At 53.0% G+C, this 24015-nt stretch carries 22 protein-coding genes; 12 read left to right on the top strand and 10 right to left on the bottom strand.

Annotated features, from left to right (window positions below; all coding sequences use genetic code 11):
- Window position 1: 1 nt before the first annotated feature.
- Window positions 2–661 (top strand): bifunctional tRNA pseudouridine(32) synthase/23S rRNA pseudouridine(746) synthase RluA, encoded by a 660-nt coding sequence (gene rluA, locus FDX09_RS04020; RefSeq protein ID WP_038637129.1) that lies wholly within the window; start codon window positions 2–4, stop codon window positions 659–661.
- Window positions 662–834: 173 nt separating this feature from the next.
- On the opposite strand, the gene djlA is transcribed toward rluA, so the two are convergent.
- Window positions 835–1650: a co-chaperone DjlA gene (djlA, locus tag FDX09_RS04015; RefSeq protein ID WP_003845702.1), complete on the bottom strand. Its 816-nt coding sequence runs from the start codon at window positions 1648–1650 to the stop codon at window positions 835–837.
- Between the two features lie 255 nt (window positions 1651–1905).
- Here djlA and lptD point away from each other — a divergent pair, with 255 nt between their 5' ends.
- The 6 genes from lptD to apaH are packed head-to-tail and all read left to right on the top strand — an operon-like array spanning window position 1906 to window position 8647.
- Complete coding sequence (gene lptD, locus FDX09_RS04010) at window positions 1906–4263, top strand: LPS assembly protein LptD (RefSeq protein WP_137346829.1); 2358 nt, start codon at window positions 1906–1908, stop codon at window positions 4261–4263.
- A gap of 52 nt (window positions 4264–4315) precedes the next feature.
- On the top strand, window positions 4316–5602 hold the full coding sequence (gene surA / locus FDX09_RS04005; RefSeq protein WP_038637121.1) for a peptidylprolyl isomerase SurA: 1287 nt from the start codon (window positions 4316–4318) through the stop codon (window positions 5600–5602).
- The gene (pdxA, locus tag FDX09_RS04000; protein WP_137346828.1) at window positions 5602–6594 is read left to right on the top strand and encodes a 4-hydroxythreonine-4-phosphate dehydrogenase PdxA; all 993 of its coding nucleotides are present in this window, start codon (window positions 5602–5604) and stop codon (window positions 6592–6594) included. The genes surA and pdxA overlap by 1 nt, the downstream gene beginning before the upstream one ends.
- Window positions 6587–7408, top strand: coding sequence for a 16S rRNA (adenine(1518)-N(6)/adenine(1519)-N(6))-dimethyltransferase RsmA (rsmA, locus tag FDX09_RS03995; RefSeq protein ID WP_005124503.1), 822 nt, complete (start codon window positions 6587–6589; stop codon window positions 7406–7408). Before pdxA ends, rsmA begins: the two co-directional genes overlap by 8 nt.
- Window positions 7409–7410: 2 nt before the next feature.
- On the top strand, window positions 7411–7788 hold the full coding sequence (gene apaG / locus FDX09_RS03990; RefSeq protein WP_038637116.1) for a Co2+/Mg2+ efflux protein ApaG: 378 nt from the start codon (window positions 7411–7413) through the stop codon (window positions 7786–7788).
- Window positions 7789–7798: 10 nt separating this feature from the next.
- Complete coding sequence (apaH, locus tag FDX09_RS03985) at window positions 7799–8647, top strand: bis(5'-nucleosyl)-tetraphosphatase (symmetrical) ApaH (protein ID WP_038637114.1); 849 nt, start codon at window positions 7799–7801, stop codon at window positions 8645–8647.
- 90 nt (window positions 8648–8737) lie between these two features.
- Here apaH and folA read toward each other — a convergent pair whose 3' ends face one another.
- The 9 genes from folA to FDX09_RS03940 all read right to left on the bottom strand — a co-directional run bounded on the left by folA (window position 8738) and on the right by FDX09_RS03940 (window position 17067).
- Window positions 8738–9217, bottom strand: a complete 480-nt coding sequence (gene folA, locus FDX09_RS03980; protein WP_003018873.1) for a type 3 dihydrofolate reductase — start codon at window positions 9215–9217, stop codon at window positions 8738–8740.
- Between the two features lie 198 nt (window positions 9218–9415).
- On the bottom strand, window positions 9416–11278 hold the full coding sequence (gene kefC / locus FDX09_RS03975; RefSeq protein WP_137346827.1) for a glutathione-regulated potassium-efflux system protein KefC: 1863 nt from the start codon (window positions 11276–11278) through the stop codon (window positions 9416–9418).
- Window positions 11271–11801: a glutathione-regulated potassium-efflux system oxidoreductase KefF gene (gene kefF / locus FDX09_RS03970; RefSeq protein ID WP_038637110.1), complete on the bottom strand. Its 531-nt coding sequence runs from the start codon at window positions 11799–11801 to the stop codon at window positions 11271–11273. Before kefF ends, kefC begins: the two co-directional genes overlap by 8 nt.
- Window positions 11802–11904: 103 nt before the next feature.
- Window positions 11905–12138 (bottom strand): YgdI/YgdR family lipoprotein, encoded by a 234-nt coding sequence (locus tag FDX09_RS03965; protein ID WP_003018880.1) that lies wholly within the window; start codon window positions 12136–12138, stop codon window positions 11905–11907.
- Window positions 12139–12228: 90 nt separating this feature from the next.
- Window positions 12229–13572 carry an MFS transporter gene (locus FDX09_RS03960; protein ID WP_137346826.1) on the bottom strand — a complete coding sequence of 448 codons (1344 nt, stop codon included), beginning with the start codon at window positions 13570–13572 and terminating at the stop codon, window positions 12229–12231.
- Window positions 13573–13719: 147 nt separating this feature from the next.
- Entirely contained in the window at window positions 13720–14007 is a 288-nt protein-coding gene (gene fixX / locus FDX09_RS03955; protein ID WP_000203731.1) for a ferredoxin-like protein FixX, read from the bottom strand.
- Window positions 14004–15290 carry an FAD-dependent oxidoreductase gene (locus FDX09_RS03950; protein WP_087857647.1) on the bottom strand — a complete coding sequence of 429 codons (1287 nt, stop codon included), beginning with the start codon at window positions 15288–15290 and terminating at the stop codon, window positions 14004–14006. Before FDX09_RS03950 ends, fixX begins: the two co-directional genes overlap by 4 nt.
- Before the next feature lie 49 nt (window positions 15291–15339).
- Entirely contained in the window at window positions 15340–16281 is a 942-nt protein-coding gene (locus tag FDX09_RS03945; RefSeq protein ID WP_085048329.1) for an electron transfer flavoprotein subunit alpha/FixB family protein, read from the bottom strand.
- Window positions 16282–16296: 15 nt separating this feature from the next.
- On the bottom strand, window positions 16297–17067 hold the full coding sequence (locus tag FDX09_RS03940; RefSeq protein WP_110498760.1) for an electron transfer flavoprotein FixA: 771 nt from the start codon (window positions 17065–17067) through the stop codon (window positions 16297–16299).
- A 480-nt stretch (window positions 17068–17547) separates the two neighbouring features.
- On the opposite strand from FDX09_RS03940, the gene caiT reads away from it, so the two are divergent.
- From caiT to caiD, 5 genes are all read left to right on the top strand, one after another.
- Window positions 17548–19065 (top strand): L-carnitine/gamma-butyrobetaine antiporter, encoded by a 1518-nt coding sequence (gene caiT / locus FDX09_RS03935; RefSeq protein ID WP_038637104.1) that lies wholly within the window; start codon window positions 17548–17550, stop codon window positions 19063–19065.
- A gap of 34 nt (window positions 19066–19099) precedes the next feature.
- Window positions 19100–20242 carry a crotonobetainyl-CoA dehydrogenase gene (gene caiA, locus FDX09_RS03930; RefSeq protein WP_003018898.1) on the top strand — a complete coding sequence of 381 codons (1143 nt, stop codon included), beginning with the start codon at window positions 19100–19102 and terminating at the stop codon, window positions 20240–20242.
- Between the two features lie 82 nt (window positions 20243–20324).
- Window positions 20325–21542, top strand: coding sequence for an L-carnitine CoA-transferase (gene caiB, locus FDX09_RS03925; RefSeq protein ID WP_038637101.1), 1218 nt, complete (start codon window positions 20325–20327; stop codon window positions 21540–21542).
- 62 nt (window positions 21543–21604) lie between these two features.
- Window positions 21605–23158 (top strand): crotonobetaine/carnitine-CoA ligase, encoded by a 1554-nt coding sequence (gene caiC / locus FDX09_RS03920; protein ID WP_038637099.1) that lies wholly within the window; start codon window positions 21605–21607, stop codon window positions 23156–23158.
- A 53-nt stretch (window positions 23159–23211) separates the two neighbouring features.
- Window positions 23212–23997 carry a crotonobetainyl-CoA hydratase gene (gene caiD / locus FDX09_RS03915; protein ID WP_038637097.1) on the top strand — a complete coding sequence of 262 codons (786 nt, stop codon included), beginning with the start codon at window positions 23212–23214 and terminating at the stop codon, window positions 23995–23997.
- The last annotated feature ends 18 nt before the right edge of the window (window positions 23998–24015 follow it).

Below are 24015 nucleotides of genomic sequence, written 5' to 3'. Positions count from 1 at the left end.
CATGGGGATGGAAAACTACAATCCGCCGCAGGAACCCTGGCTGGTTATCCTGTATCAGGATGAGCACATTATGGTGGTCAACAAGCCGAGCGGCTTGTTGTCCGTGCCGGGTCGTCTGGATGAGCACAAAGACAGCGTGATGACGCGTATTCAACGCGACTACCCACAGGCTGAATCCGTACATCGTCTGGATATGGCAACCAGCGGCGTGATTGTAGTCGCGCTAACTAAAGCGGCAGAGCGTGAACTCAAACGCCAGTTTCGCGAGCGCGAACCGAAAAAGCAGTATGTCGCACGCGTATGGGGACATCCGGCGCCTGCCGAGGGACTGGTTGATTTACCGCTGATTTGCGACTGGCCGAACCGACCAAAGCAGAAAGTGTGTTATGAGACCGGGAAATCCGCGCAGACCGAGTATGAAGTGGTCGAGTTCGCGGCGGATAACACCGCCCGGGTGGTGCTCAAACCCATAACCGGACGCTCCCACCAGTTGCGTGTGCATATGCTGGCATTAGGGCATCCGATCCTCGGCGACCGCTTCTACGCTCCGCCAGAAGCTCTGGCGTTAGCGCCACGCCTGCTGCTGCACGCAGAGATGTTAACCATCACCCATCCCGCATACGGCAACAGCATGACGTTTAAAGTCCCGGCGGATTTTTAAAACGTTGCTGGGGACGCATTTCGTTTTTGCTTTGTTTCTCTATTTATAGACACAAATCATTCGAGATGCATCGAGGCGGCAAACGAAGAAATCCCCAGGAGCATAGATAACTATGTGACTGGGGTTTCACAGTGCAGCCAACAAAGAGGCAACTTGAAGGATGCCGTGTATATTTACTTAAATCCTTTCTGCTCTTTAATCAGCTCGTACGCCTTCTGAATTTCCTGCGCCTTCTGCTTAGCCATCTCCATCATTTCTGGCGGCAGCCCTTTCGCCACCAGTTTGTCCGGATGGTGTTCGCTCATTAGTTTACGATAAGCGCGCTTAATGGTGGTCGCATCGTCGGTTGTTTTTACACCGAGAACATTGCAGGCGTCTTCCAGCGTCGGGCCTCGTTGCGCCTGCTGCCAGCCGCCACCGCCGGACTGCTGCTGATATCCGCCGCCGAACTGTGCCCCGCCCTGCATCATGCGCAGAAACTGATCAAACTGGGTGCGCGAAATCCCCAACTCTTCAGCAATCACATACAGCACTTCACGCTCGTTAGGGTGCAATGACCCGTCGGCAAATGCCGCCTGGATCTGAATCTCCAGAAACATGCGGATCAGATCGAATCGACCAAAACAGACGCTGCGAAACTGACGCATCTTTTCACGTAACGGGTAATTGTCTGATTTTCCCACCCGGAAGGCGTGTTGCGCGGCAGTACGGGAATCACCGTGCAAATTCATCCGATCCATCAACTGGCTGGCGATATGAATATCGGCTTCCGTGACGCGACCTTTGGATTTGGTCAGATGTCCCATCACCTCAAAAGTGGTGGCAAAAAAAAGCGCCTGGCGTTCACGTTGGTTGGCAAACCACGCCATTTTGCGCATGCGGGCTTTGTCGAACATGTGGCCGACTAACAGGCCCAGAACCACACCCCAGAAGCCGCCGCCCATCATTAAAGCCACGGCTACACCAATTATCTTTCCCCAATACTGCATAGACTCCCCAAATCTTTGTGCTCTCAGCCAGGCTATGTCCCACAATATAAGCTGCTTTTACCGTTTTACGGCTGCGGTCAATTGTGGGACATCGCCTATAATTTGCATTATCATACCTGTCATTCAATGCCGTGCCTAACACCACGGATGCCTAAATGGGCAGGATTAACACTAGCGCAGTGAAGATGAGATAAGTTAGGCTGTGACCGTTTGTCACGCGCGACGCTACCGATGATGGAACAATAAATACAACGTATGAAAAAACGTATTCCCACTCTTCTGGCCACCATGATTGCCAGCGCCCTTTATAGCCAACAGGGTCTGGCAGCCGATCTCGCCTCACAGTGTATGCTGGGCGTGCCGAGCTATAACCGTCCTCTGGTGAAGGGCGAAACCAATGAATTACCCGTCACCATTAATGCCGACAACGCGAAAGGGAATTACCCGGATGACGCGGTGTTTACCGGCAACGTGGATATTGCGCAGGGTAATAGCCGCCTGCAGGCCGACGAAGTTCAGCTTCACCAGAAGCAGGCAGAAGGCCAGCCGGAGCCAGTACGAACCGTCGATGCGTTGGGTAATGTTCATTACGATGACAATCAGGTGATTCTGAAGGGACCGAAGGGCTGGTCTAATCTGAATACCAAAGATACCAACATCTGGGAGGGGGATTACCAGATGGTAGGTCGTCAGGGACGCGGGAAAGCCGATCTGATGAAACAGCGTGGGGAAAACCGTTATACCATTCTGGAAAACGGTAGTTTTACCTCCTGTCTGCCCGGTTCGGATACCTGGAGCGTCGTCGGTAGCGAAGTCATCCACGATCGTGAAGAACAGGTCGCGGAAATCTGGAACGCCCGGTTTAAACTGGGTCCGGTTCCGGTCTTTTACAGCCCCTATTTACAGTTGCCCGTCGGCGATAAGCGCCGTTCCGGTTTCCTGATCCCGAACGCAAAATACTCTACTAATAACTATTTTGAGTTCTACCTCCCGTACTACTGGAACATTGCGCCCAATATGGACGCCACCATCACGCCGCATTATATGCACCGTCGTGGCGGCATCATGTGGGAGAACGAATTCCGCTACCTCACCCAGGCGGGCGCTGGCCTGATGGAGTTCGACTATCTGAACTCCGATAAAGTGTACGAAGATGATAATCCGAAGGACAGCAACTCACGCCGCTGGCTGTTCTACTGGCAGCACTCTGGCGTCATGGACCAGGTGTGGCGTTTCAACGTCGACTACACCAAGGTCAGCGACACCAGTTACTTTAATGATTTTGATAACAAATACGGCTCCAGTACCGACGGCTACGCCACGCAGAAATTCAGCGTCGGCTATGCGGTACAGAACTTTGACGCCACGGTTTCGACCAAGCAGTTCCAGGTCTTCGATTCCGCAAACAGTAACAGTTACTCTGCGCAGCCGCAGTTAGACGTCAACTATTACCAGAATGACGTCGGTCCGTTTGATACCCGTATTTATGGCCAGGCGGTCCATTTCGTTAACACCAATGACAACATGCCAGAAGCAACGCGTGTTCACCTTGAACCGACCATCAACCTGCCGTTGTCGAATAACTGGGGCAGTATCAATACCGAAGCGAAACTGCTGGCTACGCACTATCAGCAGACCAATCTGGATTGGTACAACAGTAACCCGCAAAACACCAAGCTGGATGATTCCGCCAACCGCGTCATGCCGCAGTTTAAAGTTGACGGCAAGATGGTATTCGAGCGTGATATGCAAATGCTGGCGCCGGGATATACCCAGACGCTGGAGCCGCGCGCCCAGTACCTGTACGTCCCGTATCGCGACCAAAGCCATATCTATAACTATGACTCGTCCCTGCTGCAATCTGACTACAGCGGCCTGTTCCGCGACCGTACTTATGGCGGTCTGGACCGTATTGCTTCCGCTAACCAGGTAACGACCGGGGTCACATCTCGCGTTTATGATGACGCGGCCGTTGAACGTTTTAATATTTCTGTGGGTCAAATCTACTATTTCACTGAGTCTCGCACTGGCGATGACAACATTAAATGGGAGAATGACGACAAAACGGGTTCGCTGGTCTGGGCGGGAGACACCTACTGGCGCATCTCCGACCGCTGGGGTCTGCGTAGTGGGATTCAGTACGACACGCGTCTGGATAGCATCGCCACCAGCAGCAGCAGTATCGAATACCGCCGCGACGAAAACCGTATGCTGCAGTTGAACTACCGTTATGCCAGTTCAGAGTATATCCAGGCAACCCTGCCTTCTTACTACTCGACGGCCGATCAGTATAAGAACGGGATTTCGCAGGTGGGCGCAGTGGCAAGCTTCCCGATCGCCGATCGCTGGTCGATTGTCGGTGCTTACTACTTCGATACCAACGTGAACAAAGAAGCAGACTCCATGCTGGGCTTACAGTACAACTCCTGCTGTTACGCCATTCGCTTCGGCTACGAACGTAAGCTGAACGGTTGGGATAACACCCAGCAACATGCAATTTATGACAACACGATCGGCTTTAATATCGAACTCCGCGGCCTGAGCTCCAACTACGGTCTCGGCACCAACCAAATGTTGCGTTCGAACATTTTGCCGTATCAAAGCTCTTTATGATCTGATTAATTTACACGTAATCCGCATTGCGGTTAATTGAAATGGAAAAAGTATGAAGAACTGGAAAACGCTGCTTCTCGGTATCGCCATGATCGCGAATACCAGTTTCGCTGCCCCACAGGTAGTCGATAAAGTCGCAGCCGTCGTCAATAACGGCGTCGTTCTGGAAAGCGACGTCGATGGCTTAATGCAGTCAGTAAAACTTAATGCGGGTCAGGCTGGTCAGCAGTTACCAGACGACGCCACGCTGCGTCATCAGATCCTGGAACGTTTGATCATGGATCAAATCATCCTGCAGATGGGTCAGAAGATGGGGGTGAAAATTTCTGACGAGCAGTTGGATCAGGCTATCGCCAACATCGCCAAGCAGAACAACATGACGCTGGATCAGATGCGCAGCCGTCTGGCACAGGATGGCTTGAGCTATTCGACCTATCGTAGCCAGATCCGCAAAGAGATGACCATCTCCGAAGTGCGTAACAACGAAGTTCGCCGTCGCGTCACCATTCTGCCGCAGGAAGTGGATGCCCTGGCGCAGCAGGTTGGCAACCAAAACGATGCCAGCACCGAGCTGAACCTGAGCCACATTCTGATCCCATTACCGGAAAACCCAACGTCAGAGCAGGTAAACGCGGCTGAAAGCCAGGCACGCTCTGTTGTTGATGAAGCGCGTAACGGTAGCGATTTCGGCAAACTGGCCATCACTTACTCCGCAGATCAGCAGGCGCTGAAAGGTGGCCAGATGGGTTGGGGACGTATTCAGGAACTGCCGGGCATCTTTGCTCAGGCGTTAAGCACCGCGAAGAAAGGCGATATCATCGGCCCTATTCGTTCAGGCGTGGGTTTCCACATCCTGAAAGTCAACGACATGCGTGGTCAAAGCCAGAGCATCTCCGTGACTGAAGTGCACGCCCGCCATATTCTGCTGAAGCCATCGCCGATCATGACCGATCAACAGGCGCGTCTGAAGCTGGAACAAATCGCGGCAGATATTAAGAGTGGTAAAACCACCTTCGCGGCAGCAGCAAAAGAGTTTTCTCAGGATCCCGGTTCTGCCAACCAGGGCGGCGATCTGGGCTGGGCTGCAGCGGATATTTTCGATCCTGCTTTCCGCGATGCGCTGACCAAACTTAACAAAGGCCAGATGAGCGCCCCGGTGCATTCCTCTTTCGGTTGGCATCTGATCGAACTGCTGGACACGCGTAATGTCGATAAAACTGACGCAGCGCAGAAAGACCGTGCCTACCGTATGCTGATGAACCGTAAATTCTCGGAAGAAGCAGCGACCTGGATGCAGGAACAGCGCGCCAGCGCATACGTTAAAATTCTGAGCAACTAATGACTCGTATTCAACGCGTTGTCATCACTCCCGGCGAACCCGCCGGGATTGGCCCAGACCTCGTGGTTCAGCTCGCACAGCGTGAGTGGCCCGTAGAACTCGTCGTCTGTGCGGATGCCGCTCTTCTCAGTGACCGGGCAGCGATGCTCGGTTTACCGCTTTCACTCCTCCCCTACTCTTCAGATACTCCAGCCAGACCGCAATCAGCAGGTACGTTGACGCTGTTACCGATTGCGCTACGAGCACCTGTAGTCGCAGGTCAGTTGGCGGTAGAAAATGGGCAATATGTCGTGGATACGCTGGCTCGCGCCTGTGATGGTTGTCTGCAAGGTGAATTCGCGGCGCTGATTACCGGTCCGGTCCACAAGGGCGTAATCAATGACGCTGGCGTGCCGTTTACCGGGCATACCGAGTTTTTTGAAGAGCGCTCACAGGCGAAGAAAGTGGTGATGATGCTGGCGACGGAGGAGCTGCGCGTGGCGCTGGCCACCACGCATTTGCCGCTCAGAGCCGTTGCCGACGCCATTACGCCCGCCCTGTTGCAGGAAGTGATCGGCATTCTGCATCATGATTTACGCACCAGGTTCGGCATTGCCGATCCGCATATTCTGGTGTGTGGTCTTAACCCGCATGCTGGTGAAGGCGGACATATGGGGACGGAAGAGATAGACACCATCATTCCGGTCCTCGATGCACTGCGTACGCAGGGGATGAAACTAATCGGCCCACTGCCTGCAGATACGCTGTTTCAGCCCAAATATCTCGACCACGCGGATGCCGTATTGGCAATGTACCACGATCAGGGCCTCCCCGTGCTAAAATACCAGGGATTTGGTCGCGGGGTGAATATCACGCTGGGCCTGCCCTTTATTCGCACATCTGTCGATCACGGCACCGCGCTTGAACTTGCGGGTCGTGGGCAAGCAGATGTCGGCAGTTTTATTACGGCGCTTAATCTCGCCATCAAAATGATTGTTAATACTAATGAATAATCGAGTCCATCAGGGCCACTTAGCCCGTAAACGTTTCGGGCAAAACTTCCTTAACGATCAGTTTGTGATCGAAAGTATTGTCTCTGCTATCAATCCGCAGAAGGGTCAGGCAATGGTCGAAATCGGCCCGGGCCTGGCAGCATTGACCGAGCCAGTAGGCGAACGTCTGGACAAGCTCACGGTCATTGAACTGGACCGGGACCTTGCCGCGCGCCTGCAAACTCACCCGTTTTTAGGGCCAAAGCTGACGATTTATCAGCAAGATGCCATGACGATGAACTTCGGCGAACTCGCACAAACGATGGGCCAGCCGCTGCGCGTTTTCGGCAACCTGCCGTACAATATCTCCACGCCGCTGATGTTCCATCTTTTTACCTATACTGATGCCATTGCCGACATGCATTTCATGTTGCAAAAAGAGGTGGTCAATCGTCTGGTTGCAGGGCCAAACAGTAAAGCGTATGGTCGATTAAGCGTCATGGCGCAATATTATTGCAATGTGATCCCGGTACTCGAAGTACCGCCATCCGCATTCACGCCTGCGCCTAAAGTCGATTCCGCCGTTGTGCGTCTGGTTCCTCATGCGACGATGCCGTATCCGGTTAAAGATGTCCGCGTGCTGAGCCGTATTACCACCGAAGCGTTTAATCAGCGCCGTAAAACGGTACGTAACAGCCTCGGCAACCTGTTTAGCGTTGAGGTCCTGACCGAGCTGGGTATTGATCCGGCGATGCGAGCGGAAAATATCTCTGTCGCGCAATACTGCCGGATGGCTAACTATCTGTCAGAAAACGCGCCATCGAAGGAGAGTTAAAGATGATCAATTCGCCCCGAGTGTGCATTCAGGTACAAAGCGTCTACATTGAGGCGCAATCCTCACCTGATGATGAACGTTACGTTTTTGCTTATACCGTGACTATCCGCAATTTGGGGCGAGCGCCTGTGCAGCTGTTGGGGCGTTATTGGTTGATCACTAATGGTCATGGCCGCGAAACCGAAGTTCAGGGCGAAGGTGTGGTTGGCGTTCAGCCCCACATCGCACCTGGCGAAGAGTATCAGTACACCAGCGGAGCGGTAATTGAAACTCCGCTGGGCACCATGCAGGGTCATTACGAAATGATCGATGAACAAGGCATCGCCTTTACCATCGACATTCCCGTGTTTCGGCTCGCCGTTCCAACACTCATTCACTAAAACAATAACTATGGCGACATACCTTATTGGCGACGTTCACGGTTGTTACGATGAACTGATCGCCTTGCTGCACCAGGTAGACTTCAACCCCGAACAAGACACCCTATGGCTCACTGGCGATCTGGTCGCGCGTGGGCCGGGCTCTCTGGACGTTTTACGCTACGTGAAATCGCTGGGCGATAGCGTGCGGTTAGTCCTTGGCAATCACGATTTGCACCTGCTGGCCGTATTTGCCGGTATCAGTCGTAACAAACCGAAAGACCGGCTCACACCGCTGCTCGAAGCACCGGACGCGGATGAGTTACTTAATTGGTTACGCCGCCAGCCGCTCTTGCAGATTGATGAAGAGAAGAAGCTGGTGATGGCGCATGCCGGCATTACCCCACAATGGGATCTGCAGACAGCGAGGAATTGCGCCCGCGATGTTGAAGCCGTATTGTCGAGCGACTCTTATCCCTTCTTCCTCGACGCCATGTATGGCGACATGCCAAACAACTGGACACCGGAACTCACGGGACTGGCGCGCCTGCGTTTTATTACCAACGCATTTACCCGCATGCGCTACTGCTTCCCCAACGGTCAGTTGGATATGTACAGCAAAGAGTCGCCAGAAGATGCGCCAGCCCCACTGAAGCCCTGGTTTGCCATTCCTGGACCGGTCAGTGAAGCCTATAGCATTGCTTTCGGGCACTGGGCATCGCTGGAGGGGAAAGGCACGCCTGAAGGTATCTACGCGCTGGATACGGGATGTTGCTGGGGGGGAGACCTCACCTGTCTGCGCTGGGAAGACAAACGGTACTTTGTACAGCCATCAAATCGCCATCTGAATCTGGATCCCGGCGAGGCGGTCAACGCCTGATAGTCGTTTGCCGGATGCGGTGCTCGCACCTTATCCGGCCTACATTAGCTGGATGATAAGGCGTTTCGCCGCCATCCGGCGCTTACGGTATTAACGACGTTCCAGAATCTCGAAGCAGTAGCTGTGGGAGTTTTGTGCGTCGGCATCGTGAAATTCGCTAAACACCGATTCCCAGTCGTCCGGTTCGTAGTCCGGGAAATGCGTATCCCCTTCAACTTCCGCATCAATGTGTGTCAGATACAGTTTTTGCGCTTTCGGCAGGAACTGCTCATACACGCGTCCACCGCCAATCACCATAATTTCAGGTTCATCGCCGCAGGCCGCTATTGCTTCATCAACAGACTTCACCCACTGCACGCGATCGTCGGTGCCTGGCTTGCTGCTGATGACAATATTTTTACGCCCTGGCAACGGTCGCCCGATGGATTCCCAGGTATGGCGTCCCATGACAACCGGCTTGTTTAAGGTATTACGTTTAAACCAGGCGAGATCGGCAGGTAGGTTCCATGGCATGGCGTTTTCCATACCGATGACGCGATCTACCGCTAACGCCGCAATCAGACTGATCATTGAATGTTTCCCGGATACAAAAAAATTGTCGCCACTATACGGAAAGCGCAATCTTTCGTCGACTGGCGGAAAGAGGATGAGCATGAAAATTTTCCGTTCTGCTGGCGAACCGACCTATTTAAGGTGGTACGCCAGCATTACAGTAGTTCAAAAACAGCCAATTAGCAGTAAAGTTTGCAGAACATCACATTTTTTACTCTATGCTGACGGTTTCACTTCCGGCTCATCGGCGACGTCGCCCGTATGTTTACCTTCATCCGTGCCTTGCCAACCATGGCGTTGAATTAACGATAAGTGTTGGCGATCTTCCGCAATAATTTCACTCAGCATTGCGCTGGTGCGTTTATAAACCGCTGCGCGGGAAATCGCGTCATTTTCCCCTTTCACCATCTCCTCAACCATGAGCATATTGAAGCGGCGGAATACGTCGGCCCGCTCACGCGCTTCATAGCGACCAAGCCCAAGACCTTCCAGCGCCAGACGCCCGGTCTTCAGCGCGCCTTCAAAGGTTTCACGTTCCGGCATTTCCACCCCTGCCTGGCGCAGGCGAATGTAATGATCCACATCGCGCGCGCGGGCAATAATTTGCAGATGAGGGAAATGCTCCTTCACCATTTCGGTTAATTGCAGGCTGGTTTGCGGATCGTCAATGGCGTTAATAATGACTTCAGCTTTAGCCGCCCCTGCAGACTCCAGCAGATCCATCCGGGTCGCATCGCCATAGAAAACCTTCATGCCGAATTTACGTAGCGTTTCGATATGGTCCGGGTCATGATCAAGAACCACCATTTTGACGCCGCTCGACAACAGCAAACGCCCGGTAATCTGACCAAATCGCCCAAACCCGGCGATGATCACTCGCGGTTGTTCTTCGTCGATTTCATCCGCTTCCCGCTCTTCACCGGTCGCTGATTTTTCCAGTCGTGTCAAAATCACCAGTAAAATCGGCGTCGCCGCCATCGACAACGCGACAGCCAGGGTCAGCGATTTCGCCCAATCAGGATCAAGCACGTCTGCCATTTGCGCCGCGCCAAACACCACGAAGGCAAATTCACTGCCCTGCCCTAATAATACGGCAAACCAGCGACGTTGCTTATTCGGCACCTGCAACGGTTTCGCTATCAGCCACAGCATGACGGTTTTGATAACCAGGAAACCGACCAGCAGAATAACGATGCGTAATGGGTTATCTACCAGCGTGCCAAAATCGATAGACATCCCCACGCCGATGAAGAACAGTCCCAGCAACAGTCCTTTGAACGGTTCAATATCGCTTTCCAGCGCGTGGCGATACTCAGAACTGGCCAGCAGCACACCGGCCAGGAACGCCCCCATCGCCATCGACAGTCCGACCTCTTCCAACAGCAGACCGAAGCCAAAAACGAGGAATAGCGCGACGGCGCTAAACACTTCCCGCAGGTCTGAACGGGCAACAAAACGTAAGGCGGGACGCGTCACATAGCGACCTAACAGCACCACCAGCACCAGTGCCCCCGCCACCTTAAGCGCAGAGAGCGCAAATGCCCCAAGCGTTGTCGATGCGCCGCTCGCCGCGAGTAATGGGATCATCGCGACCAGTGGAATAGCGGCGATATCCTGGAACAGCAGCACGGCAAATGTGCTGCGTCCGAGTTGCGACACCATCAGGTTACGTTCATTCATCGCCTGCATAGCGATGGCCGTTGAGGAAAGCGCCAGCGTCATGCCGATCAGTTCCGCTACCTGCCAGCGCAGGCCGAGGAACATACAGAACAGACCGATCAGCCCCCCGCAAACCACCATTTGTAATGCACCACCGCCAAACACCGAGGCTCGCAGCTTCCACAAACGTTGCGGATCCAGTTCCAGGCCGATGACAAACAGCATCAATACCACGCCGATCTCGGCAAAATGGAGGATTGATTCGGCATCTGTCACCAGCCTCAAGCCCCAAGGACCGATGATGCACCCGGCGATGAGATAGCCCAGCACTGACCCTAAGCCCAGCCGTACGGCGATGGGGACAATCAGCGCCGCCGAACCGAGGTAAATCAGCGCCTGTATTAGCGTATGACTATCCATGATGCACCTCCTGCCACTCCAGCAGACGCTGCTTATAGTGGCGCGCCTGCGCCTGCAGCGTTTCATCATCACAAATAAACGTACAGTGCATCGCAAACGGCGGCAGCCATTTGAGGCCGCAATATAAAGCCGTTGCCTGTAGGGGCTGAGAAAGTACATCAAAGCCAGGATGGGAGCCGATATCAAAGTGGTTTTCACCGCCGCCGGTCGTCACAGCCCACAGCAGATGTTTACCGTGCAGCGCTGTTCCGCCATGGCCATAGGCCCAGCCGTGAGAGAGGACTTTATCCATCCACAATTTGAGTAACGGAGGCGTGCTATACCACTGCATAGGATGCTGCCAGATAATTAAATCAGCGCGTGCCAACGCATCCTGTTCAGCGGCAATATCGATATTGAAATCGGGGTAGAGCTGGTAGAGCGAGCGGATCTCCACGCCCTCCAGCGTCCTTGCCTGATCAAGCATCCGCTTATTCGCATGCGAATGCTGCGGATAGGGATGCGCATAAATGATGAGAATCATGATTAGCCTGTGTCACTGCATTATTGTAATAACAGTGAGTTTAGTCAGTTAATCCACAGGCTAACAGTCAATATTATTGAGTAGATAAATGGAAAAATCTGAGTTAGTTGTCCAGCTCACTCATATCTTTAACCTGGTCGCGGTTAATCTGCTCCGTCTTACCTGTTTGCGCATTTTTATATGACACCAGGCCAGTATCATCATCCACTTGCGGTTTGCCGTCGGTAACGATGGTTTTGCCGTCGGTGGTTTTCACCGCCTGGTTTGAGGAACAACCAGCGACGGTAAACAGTGCTGCTGCGGTAAAAATAGAGGTGATCAGGATATGTTTTTGCATGGTGTTCTCCCTGCTTTTCAGTCGTTTTCAGTGAAATATAGATTAACTGTAGGCTAACTGACTGAGTTACAGGGAAAATACAGAACACTCCTAATAGCCTGCCCTGGTCACGGGCTTACTGCGAATCGTCATCTGACTGGTTTGAGACAACGTCAGACCGCGTGTTTCTGGTGCAAAAGCAATGGACACGAGCAGGCCAATCAGCGAAATTCCTGCCCCCATCAGCATGACATTACTGATGCCGTATTTGTTAATGAACACCGGTAGCGCCCAGGTGGAAACAATGGTCCCGATGCGGCTTAACGACATAATCACCCCGACGGCAGACGCGCGAATATCGGTAGGAAACAGTTCGTTGGGATATAGCCACTGCAGATTCCCCGGACCACCAGAGAAAAATGCGTATACGGCAAAGGCCAGCACCACCAGCCACGCCCCCATATCAGGAATTAACCCCAGTACGGCCAGCGCCAGCGTCATCATAATAAAGCTGCCAATCAACAGCGGTCGCCGCCCCGCGCTATTGAGCCAAAACATCGGCGGAATACACCCCAGCATAAAGCACAAGCTAATCACCACGTTGCCCAACGCGGCGCTTTTCCCGGCACCCAGTCCCAGTAGCCCAACAATCTGCGGGCCAAAGGTATAGATGGCGAACATCGGGATCACCTGACAGGTCCAGATGGCGGCAACAAACAGCACAAACGGGAAATGACGACGATTAAACAGCTGGAGAAAACGCGTCTCCTGCGGCGCTTCTTCGTCGAACACCACCGGTTCGCCGAACAGCTTGATCATCATCGCCTCGCACTCTTTCACCCGCCCCTTACGCAGCAGCCAGCGTGGCGATTCAGGCAGGTCGAAGCGTCCAATCAGGATCAAAATACAGGGGATCACCGCGCTACCTAGCATCCAGCGCCATCCACCCTCAACATCATACAAACAGTAACCGACCAGATCGGCACAGGTTGCGCCGACATACCACATAGCCGCGATAAAACCGATAGAGAAGGCACGCTGGCGGGTATTGGAAAATTCGGTAATCATCGAGGTGGCGATCGGGTAATCGGCGCCAATCACAATGCCGATCAACACACGCATCACCAGGAGTTCAACGGGCGAGGTAACAAACATGGTCGCTGCCGATATCACGCCAATGGCGATGATATCGATAATAAACATTTTTCGCCGCCCGACCTTATCGGAAATGTAGCCAAACAACGACGTACCAACAAACAGTCCGGCCAGCGTGCCCGCACCCAGCAAGCCAATCCACTGAGCATCCAGTTTCAATGCTGGCGTGAGTTGTTCCAGCGCCACGCCAATCATTACCAGCACATAACCATCCAGAAACGGCCCACCGCTTCCCCATAGCATTATCCTGCGGTGAATAGAGGTAAATTTGATGTCATCAAAGTTCCTGGGCTGCTGCATGGTGATGTCCTGTTTCAACACGGGCAAAGCGTCATCTGTAGGCCGGATAAGGCGTTTACGCCGCCATCCGGCATTGGCACCACATGATTGCCGGATGGCGATGCTACCGCATCTTATCCGGCCTACGGGTGCACAACCTCGTACTTATTAGCCGTAGCGGAACTCCACGCCAAACGTCCCGCGTGGGTATTCCCATTTTTCCAGCGCCGTATCAAGGCCGAGGATCCGGCACGTTCCACACTCCAGGCACCCGGCGTAATCAAAACGAACGCTACCGTCGTCCTGCTTTTTATACAGTCCCGCCGGACAGGCCTTAATCAGCACCTCCAGCGCCTGTTTATCAGGATCGGCTTTGAGAATGATGTGTGGGCTATCTTCATCCACATTGAACTTATTGACGCCCAGTTTGACGTCCACATTGACGGGAGATGTCATAATACGGTCACTCCTTTCAGGCCATCTTTCATCAGGTTGATGAAGCCCACTTTCTTCGCATGGCGCAGGATTTTTTTACGCATTGGCACCGGAGCGGAGCCATCCACGGTGAACAGGTCGCGCGCGATACTGACCGCCATTTCGGGATAAGCGGTAAACATGCGGGGATTATCAAGAAAAGCCGGCAGTTTCTGATACATGCGCATATCGCGCATCGGACCTTCGTCCAGATGCTGACGGTATTCACCCAGCGACTGCTTGCTAAAATCGTCGCGCTTCATCGCCGAAAGCACCGTCTTCGCCGCCGCTTCGCCTGCGGATATGGCGAGATCCATACCACGGATGGTAAAACCGAGGTTCATACACATGCCGGCAGCGTCTCCGGCAATCAGTACGCCATCGCCCACCAGTTCAGGCTGCATATTCATTCCCGCCTCGGGTACAACGTGCGCGGCATATTCCACCAGCTTGCCACCAGCGATCAGCGGAGCGACTGCCGGATGCTGTTTGAAATCTTCCAGCATTTGCGGGACCGATTTTTTCGCGTCTTTCAGATGATGAAGACCGCAGACCAGCCCCAAAGAAAGGGTTGTTTCATTCGTATACAGAAAGCCACCGCCCATCAGACCATCGGTTGGCGCCCCGGCAAACAGACAGGCGGCGCCTTCGTTGCCCTGTAGCTGGAAACGATCTTCAATCACCGACTTCGGCAATTCGATCAGTTCCTTCACGCCGACGGCAACATGCGATGCCTCAACACGCTTGGCCATCCCCAGCTTTTCAGCCAGCAGAGAATTCACCCCGTCGGCGAGGATCACGACTTTGGCTTCCAGAATATCGCCATCGGCTTCCACGCCCACGACTTTACCCTCGCGCTGAACGACGTTATCGACGCGAATACCGGTGATCAGTTGCGCCCCCGCCTCTTCGGCCTGCTCCATCAGCCAGGCGTCAAATTTACTGCGCAAGACGGAATAAGAAACCTGCGACGCGGCGGCCTCCTCACCATTGCAGTAGTCGATAGTCATCGCCCCGTTGTCGGTCATAAAGGCGAGTTTTTCGTGGGTAATCATGCGTTCAATGGGGGCCAGATCCGCAAAGCCGGGAATGATGCGTTCCAGGCTATGCGCATACAGACGCCCACCGGTGACATTCTTCGCGCCAGCAGAATTGCCGCGCTCGATAACCAGCACCTGTGCACCTTCGCGAGCAAGCACCAGCGCCGCAACCGAACCGGCCAGACCTGCACCCACGATGATGGCATCAAAGATATCTTCGGACATACGTACTCCTGTCAGCGGCAGGATACCTTCGCATCCTGCCCGAAATGATTTATCGCGCTAAGGCAGCCGTCAGCGCAGGCAGGATCTTCAGCGCATCGCCAACGATGCCAAAATCCGCATACTGGAAGATCGGCGCATTTTTATCTTTATTGATGGCGAAAATCGTCTGCGCGCCGTTGGCGCCGACCATGTGTTGGATCTGCCCGGAGATCCCCACCGCCAGATACAGTTCAGGCTTGAGCATCAGGTTGGAGATACCGACGTAGCGCTCGTGCTCCATCCACTTCTCGTTTTCCGCTACCGGGCGAGAACAGGCCAGCTCAGCGCCAATCGTCTGGCACAGCGCTTCGGCCAGCGAGATATTCTCTTTGCTGCCTATACCGCGTCCCACACTGACCACCAGACGCGCTTTATCGAGATCGACGCTGTTGCTCTGACGTGCCTGGGTTGCGGTGCGGGTCACAGCATTGGCCGGAGCCTGCCACTGCACGGTGTGCATCTCACCGCTGCGAGAAGTGTCCGGGTCTTGTGCGTCAAACGTTCCGCTGCTGAGCGTGATCACGGCAAACGGCGAAGCAATGGTTTCTGCCCCTATCGCCAGACCGCCGTAGACCATATGCTTAACCGCCGCTTTTCCATCCTGCAGGGCGACTTCGCTGGCGTCGTTGGAAACCGCAGCCGACAAGCGAAAGCCCAGCTTTGCCGCCAACAGTTTGCCCCGGCGCGTATTCGGCAGCAGTACCGCGCCGCCCTCGCTATGCTGACGAACAGTCTCAGCCATCACATCAGCGTAGTCTTCGATCATGCGGTCTTCTGGTTTGCCGCTGAGCAGCCAGACATGATCCGCGCCCAAATGACATGCTGTCGCGCTATCCGCTTCGTTCAGTACGAACGCGTTAACTTTTTCACCTACAGCCTGCGCGCCACTCATCAGTTCGGGCAGACGAGAAGGGGTATCGCTGAATACCCAGACACTGGAAAATTTGTTCATAACATCCCCTGATAATTAAATGATTTTGCGCAGATTCTCGACAAACGCGGCGATTTGTTCTTCACCGTCACCTTCAATCACCACACGCTGACGCTCGCGCTGCTTCGGTGCGGCAACCTGTTGTACGGAATACGCGGGTACGCTGTTCAGCCCGATATCCGCAGGCGACCAGACCTGAACCGGTTTTTTCGCCGCGCCAAGAATGGCTTTCATCGAAGGGATTTGTGGAGTGTTGATGTCGGTGGAAACCGCGATCACCGCCGGGAGCGGGATGCTCAGCGTTTCAACTTCATCTTCCAGTTCGCGTTCTACCGTCAGCGTACTGTCAGTAAGAGAGAGGATCTTACTCACGCCGTTAATCGCCGGAACGTTCAGCGCTTCGCCTACCAGCAAACCAACCTGCTGAGCATAAAGATCGGAAGAACCGTCGCCGCAAATAAGCAGATCGAAACCTGATTTTTGCGCCGCGGCGGCCAGCGCGGTAGCGGTGTGTTGCGGCAGCGCCTGCTCAAATTGATCGTCAATCACCACAATCAGTTCATCAGGGCCACGAGAAAGAACATCTTTGCGCCCTTTTGCATTAGTCAGCGCTTTGCCGCCAACGCTCATGGCGACAACCTGAGCGTCTCCCACCTGCTGTTTTAACTGGCAAGCAGCTTCAATTGCATTCAGATCATATTGGCTGATTTTGCCATCCGCTTTGCTGAAATCGAGTGAACCATCAGCATTATTAATCGCAATATCCTGTTCATCAGGTACGCATTTGTAGCAAGTAATTATCTTCATTGCATCTCCAGAAATCATGAAGGAAACGTATTTATATCGGCGGTGTTAAATACAGATATCACGCTCTTTAATTCGGAAATAAAACCTTAATCACCAATATTGAAAATGTCACACATTGAAATTCGTAACTTTCAATAGTGTTACATGCCTCACCAATATTGAAAGAAACACGTCAAATATGAAAATTTTCAATATTGCTTGCTGGTTCAACAATATTGAACGCCAGACACTTAAAAAAGTTAAAAAACCAATACCAACTATATGATTTATAAATAAAAAACAGACATTTCAAGACAAAATAACCAGCACAAAAAAGTGTGACACAAGTAACAGAATCACGCGAAATGAATACCCATTATGAGTTACTCGTTGAGGTGTCCCAGAGGTTAATAAGTTATCAACAAACCATTAATAATAAATAAACAAACGTTCAAAAACGGGCACGCTAAATAAATTTCGTTTTCACACTGGAATTCAATTATGAAAAATGAAAAGAGAAAATCGGGAATTGAACCGAAGGTTTTTTTTCCGCCATTAATAATTGTCGGAATACTTTGCTGGCTAACAGTAAGAGATCTTGATGCCGCTAACGTCGTTATTAATGCGGTATTCAGTTATGTCACCAACGTCTGGGGATGGGCATTTGAATGGTATATGGTCATCATGTTATTCGGCTGGTTCTGGCTGGTTTTTGGCCCCTATGCTAAAAAGAGATTAGGTGACGAAAAACCGGAGTTTAGCACCGCCAGCTGGATTTTTATGATGTTCGCGTCCTGTACATCCGCTGCGGTGCTGTTCTGGGGCTCTATTGAGATCTACTACTATATCTCCACCCCGCCGTTCGGCCTGGAACCAAATTCCACGGGCGCGAAAGAGATAGGTCTGGCGTACAGCCTGTTCCACTGGGGGCCGCTGCCGTGGGCAACCTATAGCTTCCTTTCTGTAGCCTTCGCCTACTTCTTCTTTGTACGTAAGATGGATGTCATCCGTCCCAGCTCCACGCTGGTACCGCTCGTCGGTGAGAAACATGCGAAAGGGTTGTTCGGTACCATCGTTGATAACTTCTACCTGGTGGCGCTGATCTTCGCAATGGGCACCAGCCTCGGTCTGGCTACCCCGCTGGTCACCGAGTGTATGCAGTACCTGTTCGGTATTCCACATACGCTGCAACTCGACGCCATCATCATTACCTGCTGGATCATTCTGAACGCCATTTGCGTGGCCTGTGGCCTGCAAAAAGGGGTCAAGATCGCCAGTGACGTACGTAGTTATCTGAGCTTCCTGATGCTCGGCTGGGTGTTTATCGTCAGCGGTGCCAGCTTCATCATGAACTACTTCACCGACTCCGTCGGGATGTTGCTGATGCATCTGCCACGGATGCTGTTCTATACCGATGCCATTGGTAAAGGCGGCTTCCCGCAGGGCTGGACCGTTTTCTACTGGGCGTGGTGGGTAATTTACGCCATCCAGATGAGTATCTTCCTGGCCCGTATTTCTCGTGGTCGCACCGTACGCGAACTGTGCTTCGGGATGGTACTGGGTCTGACCGCGTCTACCTGGATCCTGTGGACTGTCCTTGGCAGCAACACGCTGCTGCTGATGGATAAAAACATCCTCAACATTCCGCAGTTGATTGAACAACACGGCGTGGCGCGCGCCATTATCGAAACCTGGGCCGCCTTACCGCTCAGCACCGCCACCATGTGGGGTTTCTTTATCCTCTGCTTTATCGCCACCGTAACGCTGATTAACGCCTGCTCTTACACCCTGGCGATGTCCACCTGTCGCGAAGTTCGCGATGGTGAAGAACCGCCTCTGTTAGTGCGTATCGGCTGGTCGGTGCTGGTCGGCATCATCGGTATCGTTCTGCTGGCGCTGGGTGGGTTGAAGCCGATTCAGACCGCAATTATCGCCGGAGGATGCCCGCTGTTCTTCGTCAACATTATGGTGACGCTGTCCTTTATTAAAGACGCCAAAGTGCACTGGAAAGACAAGTAATTCTTATTAACCCAATTGATCAAGAGGCTGAAAGATGGATTTCAACTTAAATGACGAGCAGGAACTGTTTGTCGCCGGTATTCGTGAACTGATGGCCAGTGAGAACTGGGAAGCTTATTTTGCCGAGTGCGATCGTGACAGCGTCTACCCTGAGCGTTTTGTAAAAGCGCTGGCGGATATGGGCATTGATAGCCTGCTGATCCCGGAAGAACATGGCGGTCTGGAAGCGGGTTTTGTTACCGTCGCCGCCGTCTGGATGGAGCTGGGACGTCTTGGCGCACCAACTTACGTGTTGTACCAATTGCCGGGAGGTTTTAACACTTTCCTGCGTGAAGGGACTCAGGAGCAAATTGATAAAATCATGGCGTTCCAGGGTACCGGTAAGCAGATGTGGAACTCTGCTATCACCGAACCGGGAGCGGGATCGGATGTCGGCAGTCTGAAAACCACTTATACACGCAAAAATGGTAAGGTTTATCTTAATGGCAGTAAGTGCTTTATCACCAGTAGCGCCTATACCCCGTACATCGTGGTCATGGCGAGAGACGGTGCATCGCCGGATAAGCCTGTTTACACCGAATGGTTTGTCGACATGAGCAAAGCGGGTATCAAGGTCAACAAACTGGAGAAACTCGGTCTGCGCATGGATAGCTGCTGTGAAATCACCTTTGACGACGTTGAACTGGACGAAAAAGACATGTTCGGTCGGGAAGGTAACGGCTTCAACCGCGTGAAAGAAGAGTTTGACCATGAGCGCTTCCTCGTCGCGCTGACCAACTACGGCACCGCAATGTGCGCTTTTGAAGATGCCGCGCGTTACGCTAATCAGCGCGTGCAGTTTGGTGAAACTATTGGCCGTTTCCAGCTGATTCAGGAGAAGTTTGCGCATATGGCGATCAAACTGAACTCCATGAAAAACATGCTGCTGGAAGCCGCGTGGAAAGCAGATAACGGCACTATTACCTCCGGCGACGCGGCAATGTGCAAATACTTCTGCGCCAACGCCGCGTTTGAAGTGGTAGACACCGCCATGCAGGTACTGGGAGGTGTTGGTATCGCGGGCAACCACCGCATCACGCGTTTCTGGCGTGACCTGCGTGTTGACCGCGTTTCTGGTGGTTCTGATGAAATGCAGATCCTGACGTTAGGCCGTGCGGTACTCAAGCAATACCGATAGAACGGCGCAACCTGTAGGCCTGATGAGACGCTCGCGTTGCCATCCGGCCTACATGGCCCCCATAAATGCCAGGAGAAAAATTATGAATCATTTACCAATGCCAACCTTTGGCCCTCTTGCTGGAGTACGCGTTGTTTTTTCAGGGATCGAAATCGCCGGTCCGTTCGCCGGACAGATGTTCGCCGAATGGGGCGCCGAGGTTATCTGGATTGAAAACGTCGCATGGGCCGATACCATCCGCGTACAGCCTAACTACCCGCAGCTCTCACGCCGCAACCTGCACGCCCTGTCGCTCAATATTTTCAAAGATGAAGGTCGGGAAGCGTTTCTGAAACTGATGGAAACCACCGATATTTTCATTGAAGCCAGTAAAGGCCCGGCCTTTGCACGCCGCGGTATTACTGATGAAGTGCTGTGGGAACATAACCCGAAACTGGTCATTGCCCACCTTTCCGGTTTTGGCCAGTTTGGTACGGAGGAGTACACCAATCTTCCGGCGTATAACACCATCGCGCAGGCGTTCAGTGGTTATCTGATCCAAAACGGCGACGTTGACCAACCGATGCCAGCCTTCCCGTATACCGCGGATTACTTCTCCGGGATGACCGCAACGACAGCGGCGCTGGCGGCCCTGCACAAAGTGCGCGAAACGGGTAAAGGTGAAAGCATCGATATCGCCATGTACGAAGTGATGCTGCGCATGGGTCAGTACTTCATGATGGACTACTTCAACGGCGGCGAAATTTGCCCACGTATGACGAAAGGGAAAGATCCCTACTACGCCGGTTGCGGCCTGTATAAATGCGCCGATGGTTACATCGTCATGGAGTTGGTCGGCATCACGCAAATCAACGAGTGTTTTAAAGATATAGGCCTGGCCCACATTCTCGGTACGCCGGAAGTTCCGGAAGGCACGCAGCTAATCCATCGCGTGGAATGCCCTTACGGCCCGCTCGTCGAAGAGAAACTGGACGCCTGGCTGGCAGCACATACCATCGCCGAAGTCCAGGCGCGCTTTGCTGAGCTGAACATCGCCTGTGCGAAGGTGCTAACCATTCCGGAACTGGAAGGCAATCCGCAGTACGTTGCCCGCGAATCCATTACTCAGTGGCAAACAATGGACGGCCGCACCTGCAAAGGACCGAACATCATGCCGAAATTTAAAAACAACCCGGGGAAAATCTGGCGTGGCATGCCATCACACGGCATGGATACCGCCGCCATTCTGAAAAACATTGGTTATAGCGAAGCAGACATAAATGAGCTGGTCGGCAAAGGCCTGGCCAGGGTTGAGGAATAAACGCGACGCGCTAACCCGCTCGTGGGTTAGCGCTCACGCCTGATTTCAGTGGATAAAGCAATATGGATATCGTTGGCGGACAAAACTTACGTCAGATGTGGGACGACCTGGCCGGGGTGTACGGAAATAAAACGGCGTTAATTTTCGAATCCTGTGAAGGAATCGTTCGGCAATTTAGCTATGCCTCGCTCAATGAAGAGATTAACCGCACGGCGAACCTTTTTCATTCCTTAGGGATCCGCAAGGGCGATAGGGTCGCACTGCATCTGGATAACTGTCCGGAATTCATCTTTTGCTGGTTTGGACTGGCAAAAATCGGCGCCATTATGGTGCCGATCAATGCTCGCTTACTGGGCGAAGAAAGTGCCTGGATCCTGCAAAACAGCCAGGTGAGCCTGCTGGTTACCAGCGCCCAGTTTTATCCTATGTACCGTGAAATACGCCAGGAAAATAGCACTCCGCTTAATCATATCTGTCTGATTGGCGAGCAGCTTCCGGCTGACGATGGCGTGAGCCACTTTACCCAACTGCAGGCTCGTCAGTCGACCACCCTGTGCTATACGCCTGCGTTATCCACTGACGATACGGCGGAAATTCTGTTTACCTCCGGTACCACCTCGCGTCCAAAAGGGGTGGTGATTACCCATTATAACCTGCGCTTTGCGGGCTATTACTCTGCCTGGCAAATCGCCCTGCGCGATGATGACGTATACATGACGGTGATGCCCGCTTTTCATATCGACTGTCAGTGTACCGCCGCAATGCCGGCCTTTTCCGCCGGCAGCACCTTTGTGCTCCTGGAGAAGTACAGCGCCCGGGCATTCTGGGATCAGGTACGTAAATATCAGGCGACGGTGACCGAGTGCATCCCGATGATGATCCGCACGCTGATGGTCCAGCCCGCCGCGCCAACGGACAGGCAGCATCATCTGCGCGAAGTGATGTTCTATCTCAATCTATCCGCGCAGGAAAAAGACGCCTTTATCGAACGCTTTGGCGTCAGGCTGCTGACCTCTTATGGTATGACTGAAACCATTGTCGGAATAATTGGCGACCGTCCCGGAGACAAACGACGCTGGCCTTCCATTGGTCGCGTGGGATTTAGCTATGAAGCTGAAATTCGCGACGATCAAAATCGCCCGCTCCCCGCCGGAGAAATTGGCGAAATCTGTATTAAAGGCGTCCCCGGCAAGACCATCTTCAAAGAGTATTACATGCAGCCGGAAGCAACTGCCAGGGCGCTGGAACCAGAGGGCTGGTTACATACCGGTGATTCGGGTTACCAGGATGAGGATGGGTATTTCTATTTTGTCGACAGACGCTGCAACATGATTAAACGCGGCGGGGAAAATGTCTCCTGCGTCGAGCTGGAAAATATTATTTCTGCGCATCCGAAAATTCAGGACATTGTGGTTGTTGGTATTAAAGACGCGATCCGTGATGAAGCCATTAAAGCGTTTATTGTCCTTAATGAAGGTGAAACATTAAGCGAAGCCGAGTTTTTCAGCTTCTGCGAAAACAATATGGCGAAATTCAAGGTTCCCTCTTTTATGGAGATCAGAACCGACCTGCCGCGCAACTGTTCAGGAAAAATAATCAAAAAAAATCTGAAATAAACCTTCCGGCAGGAATCCCTCCCGCCGGGAAACTATTTATCTGGAGATGAACCATGAGTGAATCATTACATCTGACCCGTAATGGCCCGATCCTGGAAATTACCCTCGACCGACCTAAAGCCAATGCCATTGACGCAAAAACCAGCTTTGCAATGGGCCAGGCTTTTCTTAATTTCCGTGACGATCCGGAATTACGCGTAGCAATCATTACTGGCGGCGGGGAGAAATTCTTTTCTGCTGGCTGGGACTTAAAAGCGGCAGCGGAAGGTGAAGCGCCGGATGCCGATTTTGGTCCCGGCGGCTTTGCCGGTTTAACTGAAATATTTGATCTGGATAAACCGGTCATCGCCGCGGTAAACGGCTATGCGTTTGGCGGCGGTTTTGAGCTGGCGCTGGCGGCGGACTTTATTGTCTGCGCGGAAAACGCCAGCTTCGCGCTACCGGAAGCCAAGCTCGGCATCGTGCCTGACAGCGGCGGCGTTTTGCGCCTGCCTAAGCTATTGCCACCGGCTATCGTCAACGAAATGGTGATGACAGGTAGACGAATGAGCGCCGAAGAAGCGCTGCGTTGGGGGATCGTGAACCGCGTTGTCAGCCAGAGCGAACTGATGGATAGCGCGCGCGAACTGGCGCAACAACTGGTTAATAGCGCCCCGCTGGCGATCGCGGCGCTGAAAGAGATTTATCGTGCGACCAGCGAAATGCCGGTAGAAGAAGGCTACCGCTACATCCGCAGCGGCGTACTGAAGCATTATCCGTCGGTACTGCATTCGGAAGATGCGCTCGAAGGACCGCAGGCATTTGCCGAAAAACGCGATCCGGTGTGGAAAGGTCGTTAATGTGACTATGCCGGATAA

Source organism: Citrobacter sp. wls717 (assembly GCF_005280955.1).
In the GTDB taxonomy this organism is placed as follows: domain Bacteria; phylum Pseudomonadota; class Gammaproteobacteria; order Enterobacterales; family Enterobacteriaceae; genus Citrobacter; species Citrobacter werkmanii.
This window is presented reverse-complemented; position numbering and strand designations above follow the sequence as displayed.

Bases quoted from the DNA above. Each gene is read 5' to 3' on its own strand.
- FDX09_RS03940 (WP_110498760.1), bottom strand. From the start codon at position 17,067: ATGAAGATAATTACTTGCTACAAATGCGTACCTGATGAACAGGATATT.
- djlA (WP_003845702.1), bottom strand. From the start codon at position 1,650: ATGCAGTATTGGGGAAAGATAATTGGTGTAGCCGTGGCTTTAATGATG.
- apaH (WP_038637114.1), top strand. From the start codon at position 7,799: ATGGCGACATACCTTATTGGCGACGTTCACGGTTGTTACGATGAACTG.
- kefC (WP_137346827.1), bottom strand. From the start codon at position 11,278: ATGGATAGTCATACGCTAATACAGGCGCTGATTTACCTCGGTTCGGCG.
- FDX09_RS03945 (WP_085048329.1), bottom strand. From the start codon at position 16,281: ATGAACAAATTTTCCAGTGTCTGGGTATTCAGCGATACCCCTTCTCGT.
- apaG (WP_038637116.1), top strand. From the start codon at position 7,411: ATGATCAATTCGCCCCGAGTGTGCATTCAGGTACAAAGCGTCTACATT.
- caiC (WP_038637099.1), top strand. From the start codon at position 21,605: ATGGATATCGTTGGCGGACAAAACTTACGTCAGATGTGGGACGACCTG.
- pdxA (WP_137346828.1), top strand. From the start codon at position 5,602: ATGACTCGTATTCAACGCGTTGTCATCACTCCCGGCGAACCCGCCGGG.
- FDX09_RS03950 (WP_087857647.1), bottom strand. From the start codon at position 15,290: ATGTCCGAAGATATCTTTGATGCCATCATCGTGGGTGCAGGTCTGGCC.
- caiD (WP_038637097.1), top strand. From the start codon at position 23,212: ATGAGTGAATCATTACATCTGACCCGTAATGGCCCGATCCTGGAAATT.
- folA (WP_003018873.1), bottom strand. From the start codon at position 9,217: ATGATCAGTCTGATTGCGGCGTTAGCGGTAGATCGCGTCATCGGTATG.
- surA (WP_038637121.1), top strand. From the start codon at position 4,316: ATGAAGAACTGGAAAACGCTGCTTCTCGGTATCGCCATGATCGCGAAT.
- caiA (WP_003018898.1), top strand. From the start codon at position 19,100: ATGGATTTCAACTTAAATGACGAGCAGGAACTGTTTGTCGCCGGTATT.
- fixX (WP_000203731.1), bottom strand. From the start codon at position 14,007: ATGACATCTCCCGTCAATGTGGACGTCAAACTGGGCGTCAATAAGTTC.
- FDX09_RS03960 (WP_137346826.1), bottom strand. From the start codon at position 13,572: ATGCAGCAGCCCAGGAACTTTGATGACATCAAATTTACCTCTATTCAC.
- rsmA (WP_005124503.1), top strand. From the start codon at position 6,587: ATGAATAATCGAGTCCATCAGGGCCACTTAGCCCGTAAACGTTTCGGG.
- caiT (WP_038637104.1), top strand. From the start codon at position 17,548: ATGAAAAATGAAAAGAGAAAATCGGGAATTGAACCGAAGGTTTTTTTT.
- rluA (WP_038637129.1), top strand. From the start codon at position 2: ATGGGGATGGAAAACTACAATCCGCCGCAGGAACCCTGGCTGGTTATC.
- kefF (WP_038637110.1), bottom strand. From the start codon at position 11,801: ATGATTCTCATCATTTATGCGCATCCCTATCCGCAGCATTCGCATGCG.
- FDX09_RS03965 (WP_003018880.1), bottom strand. From the start codon at position 12,138: ATGCAAAAACATATCCTGATCACCTCTATTTTTACCGCAGCAGCACTG.
- lptD (WP_137346829.1), top strand. From the start codon at position 1,906: ATGAAAAAACGTATTCCCACTCTTCTGGCCACCATGATTGCCAGCGCC.
- caiB (WP_038637101.1), top strand. From the start codon at position 20,325: ATGAATCATTTACCAATGCCAACCTTTGGCCCTCTTGCTGGAGTACGC.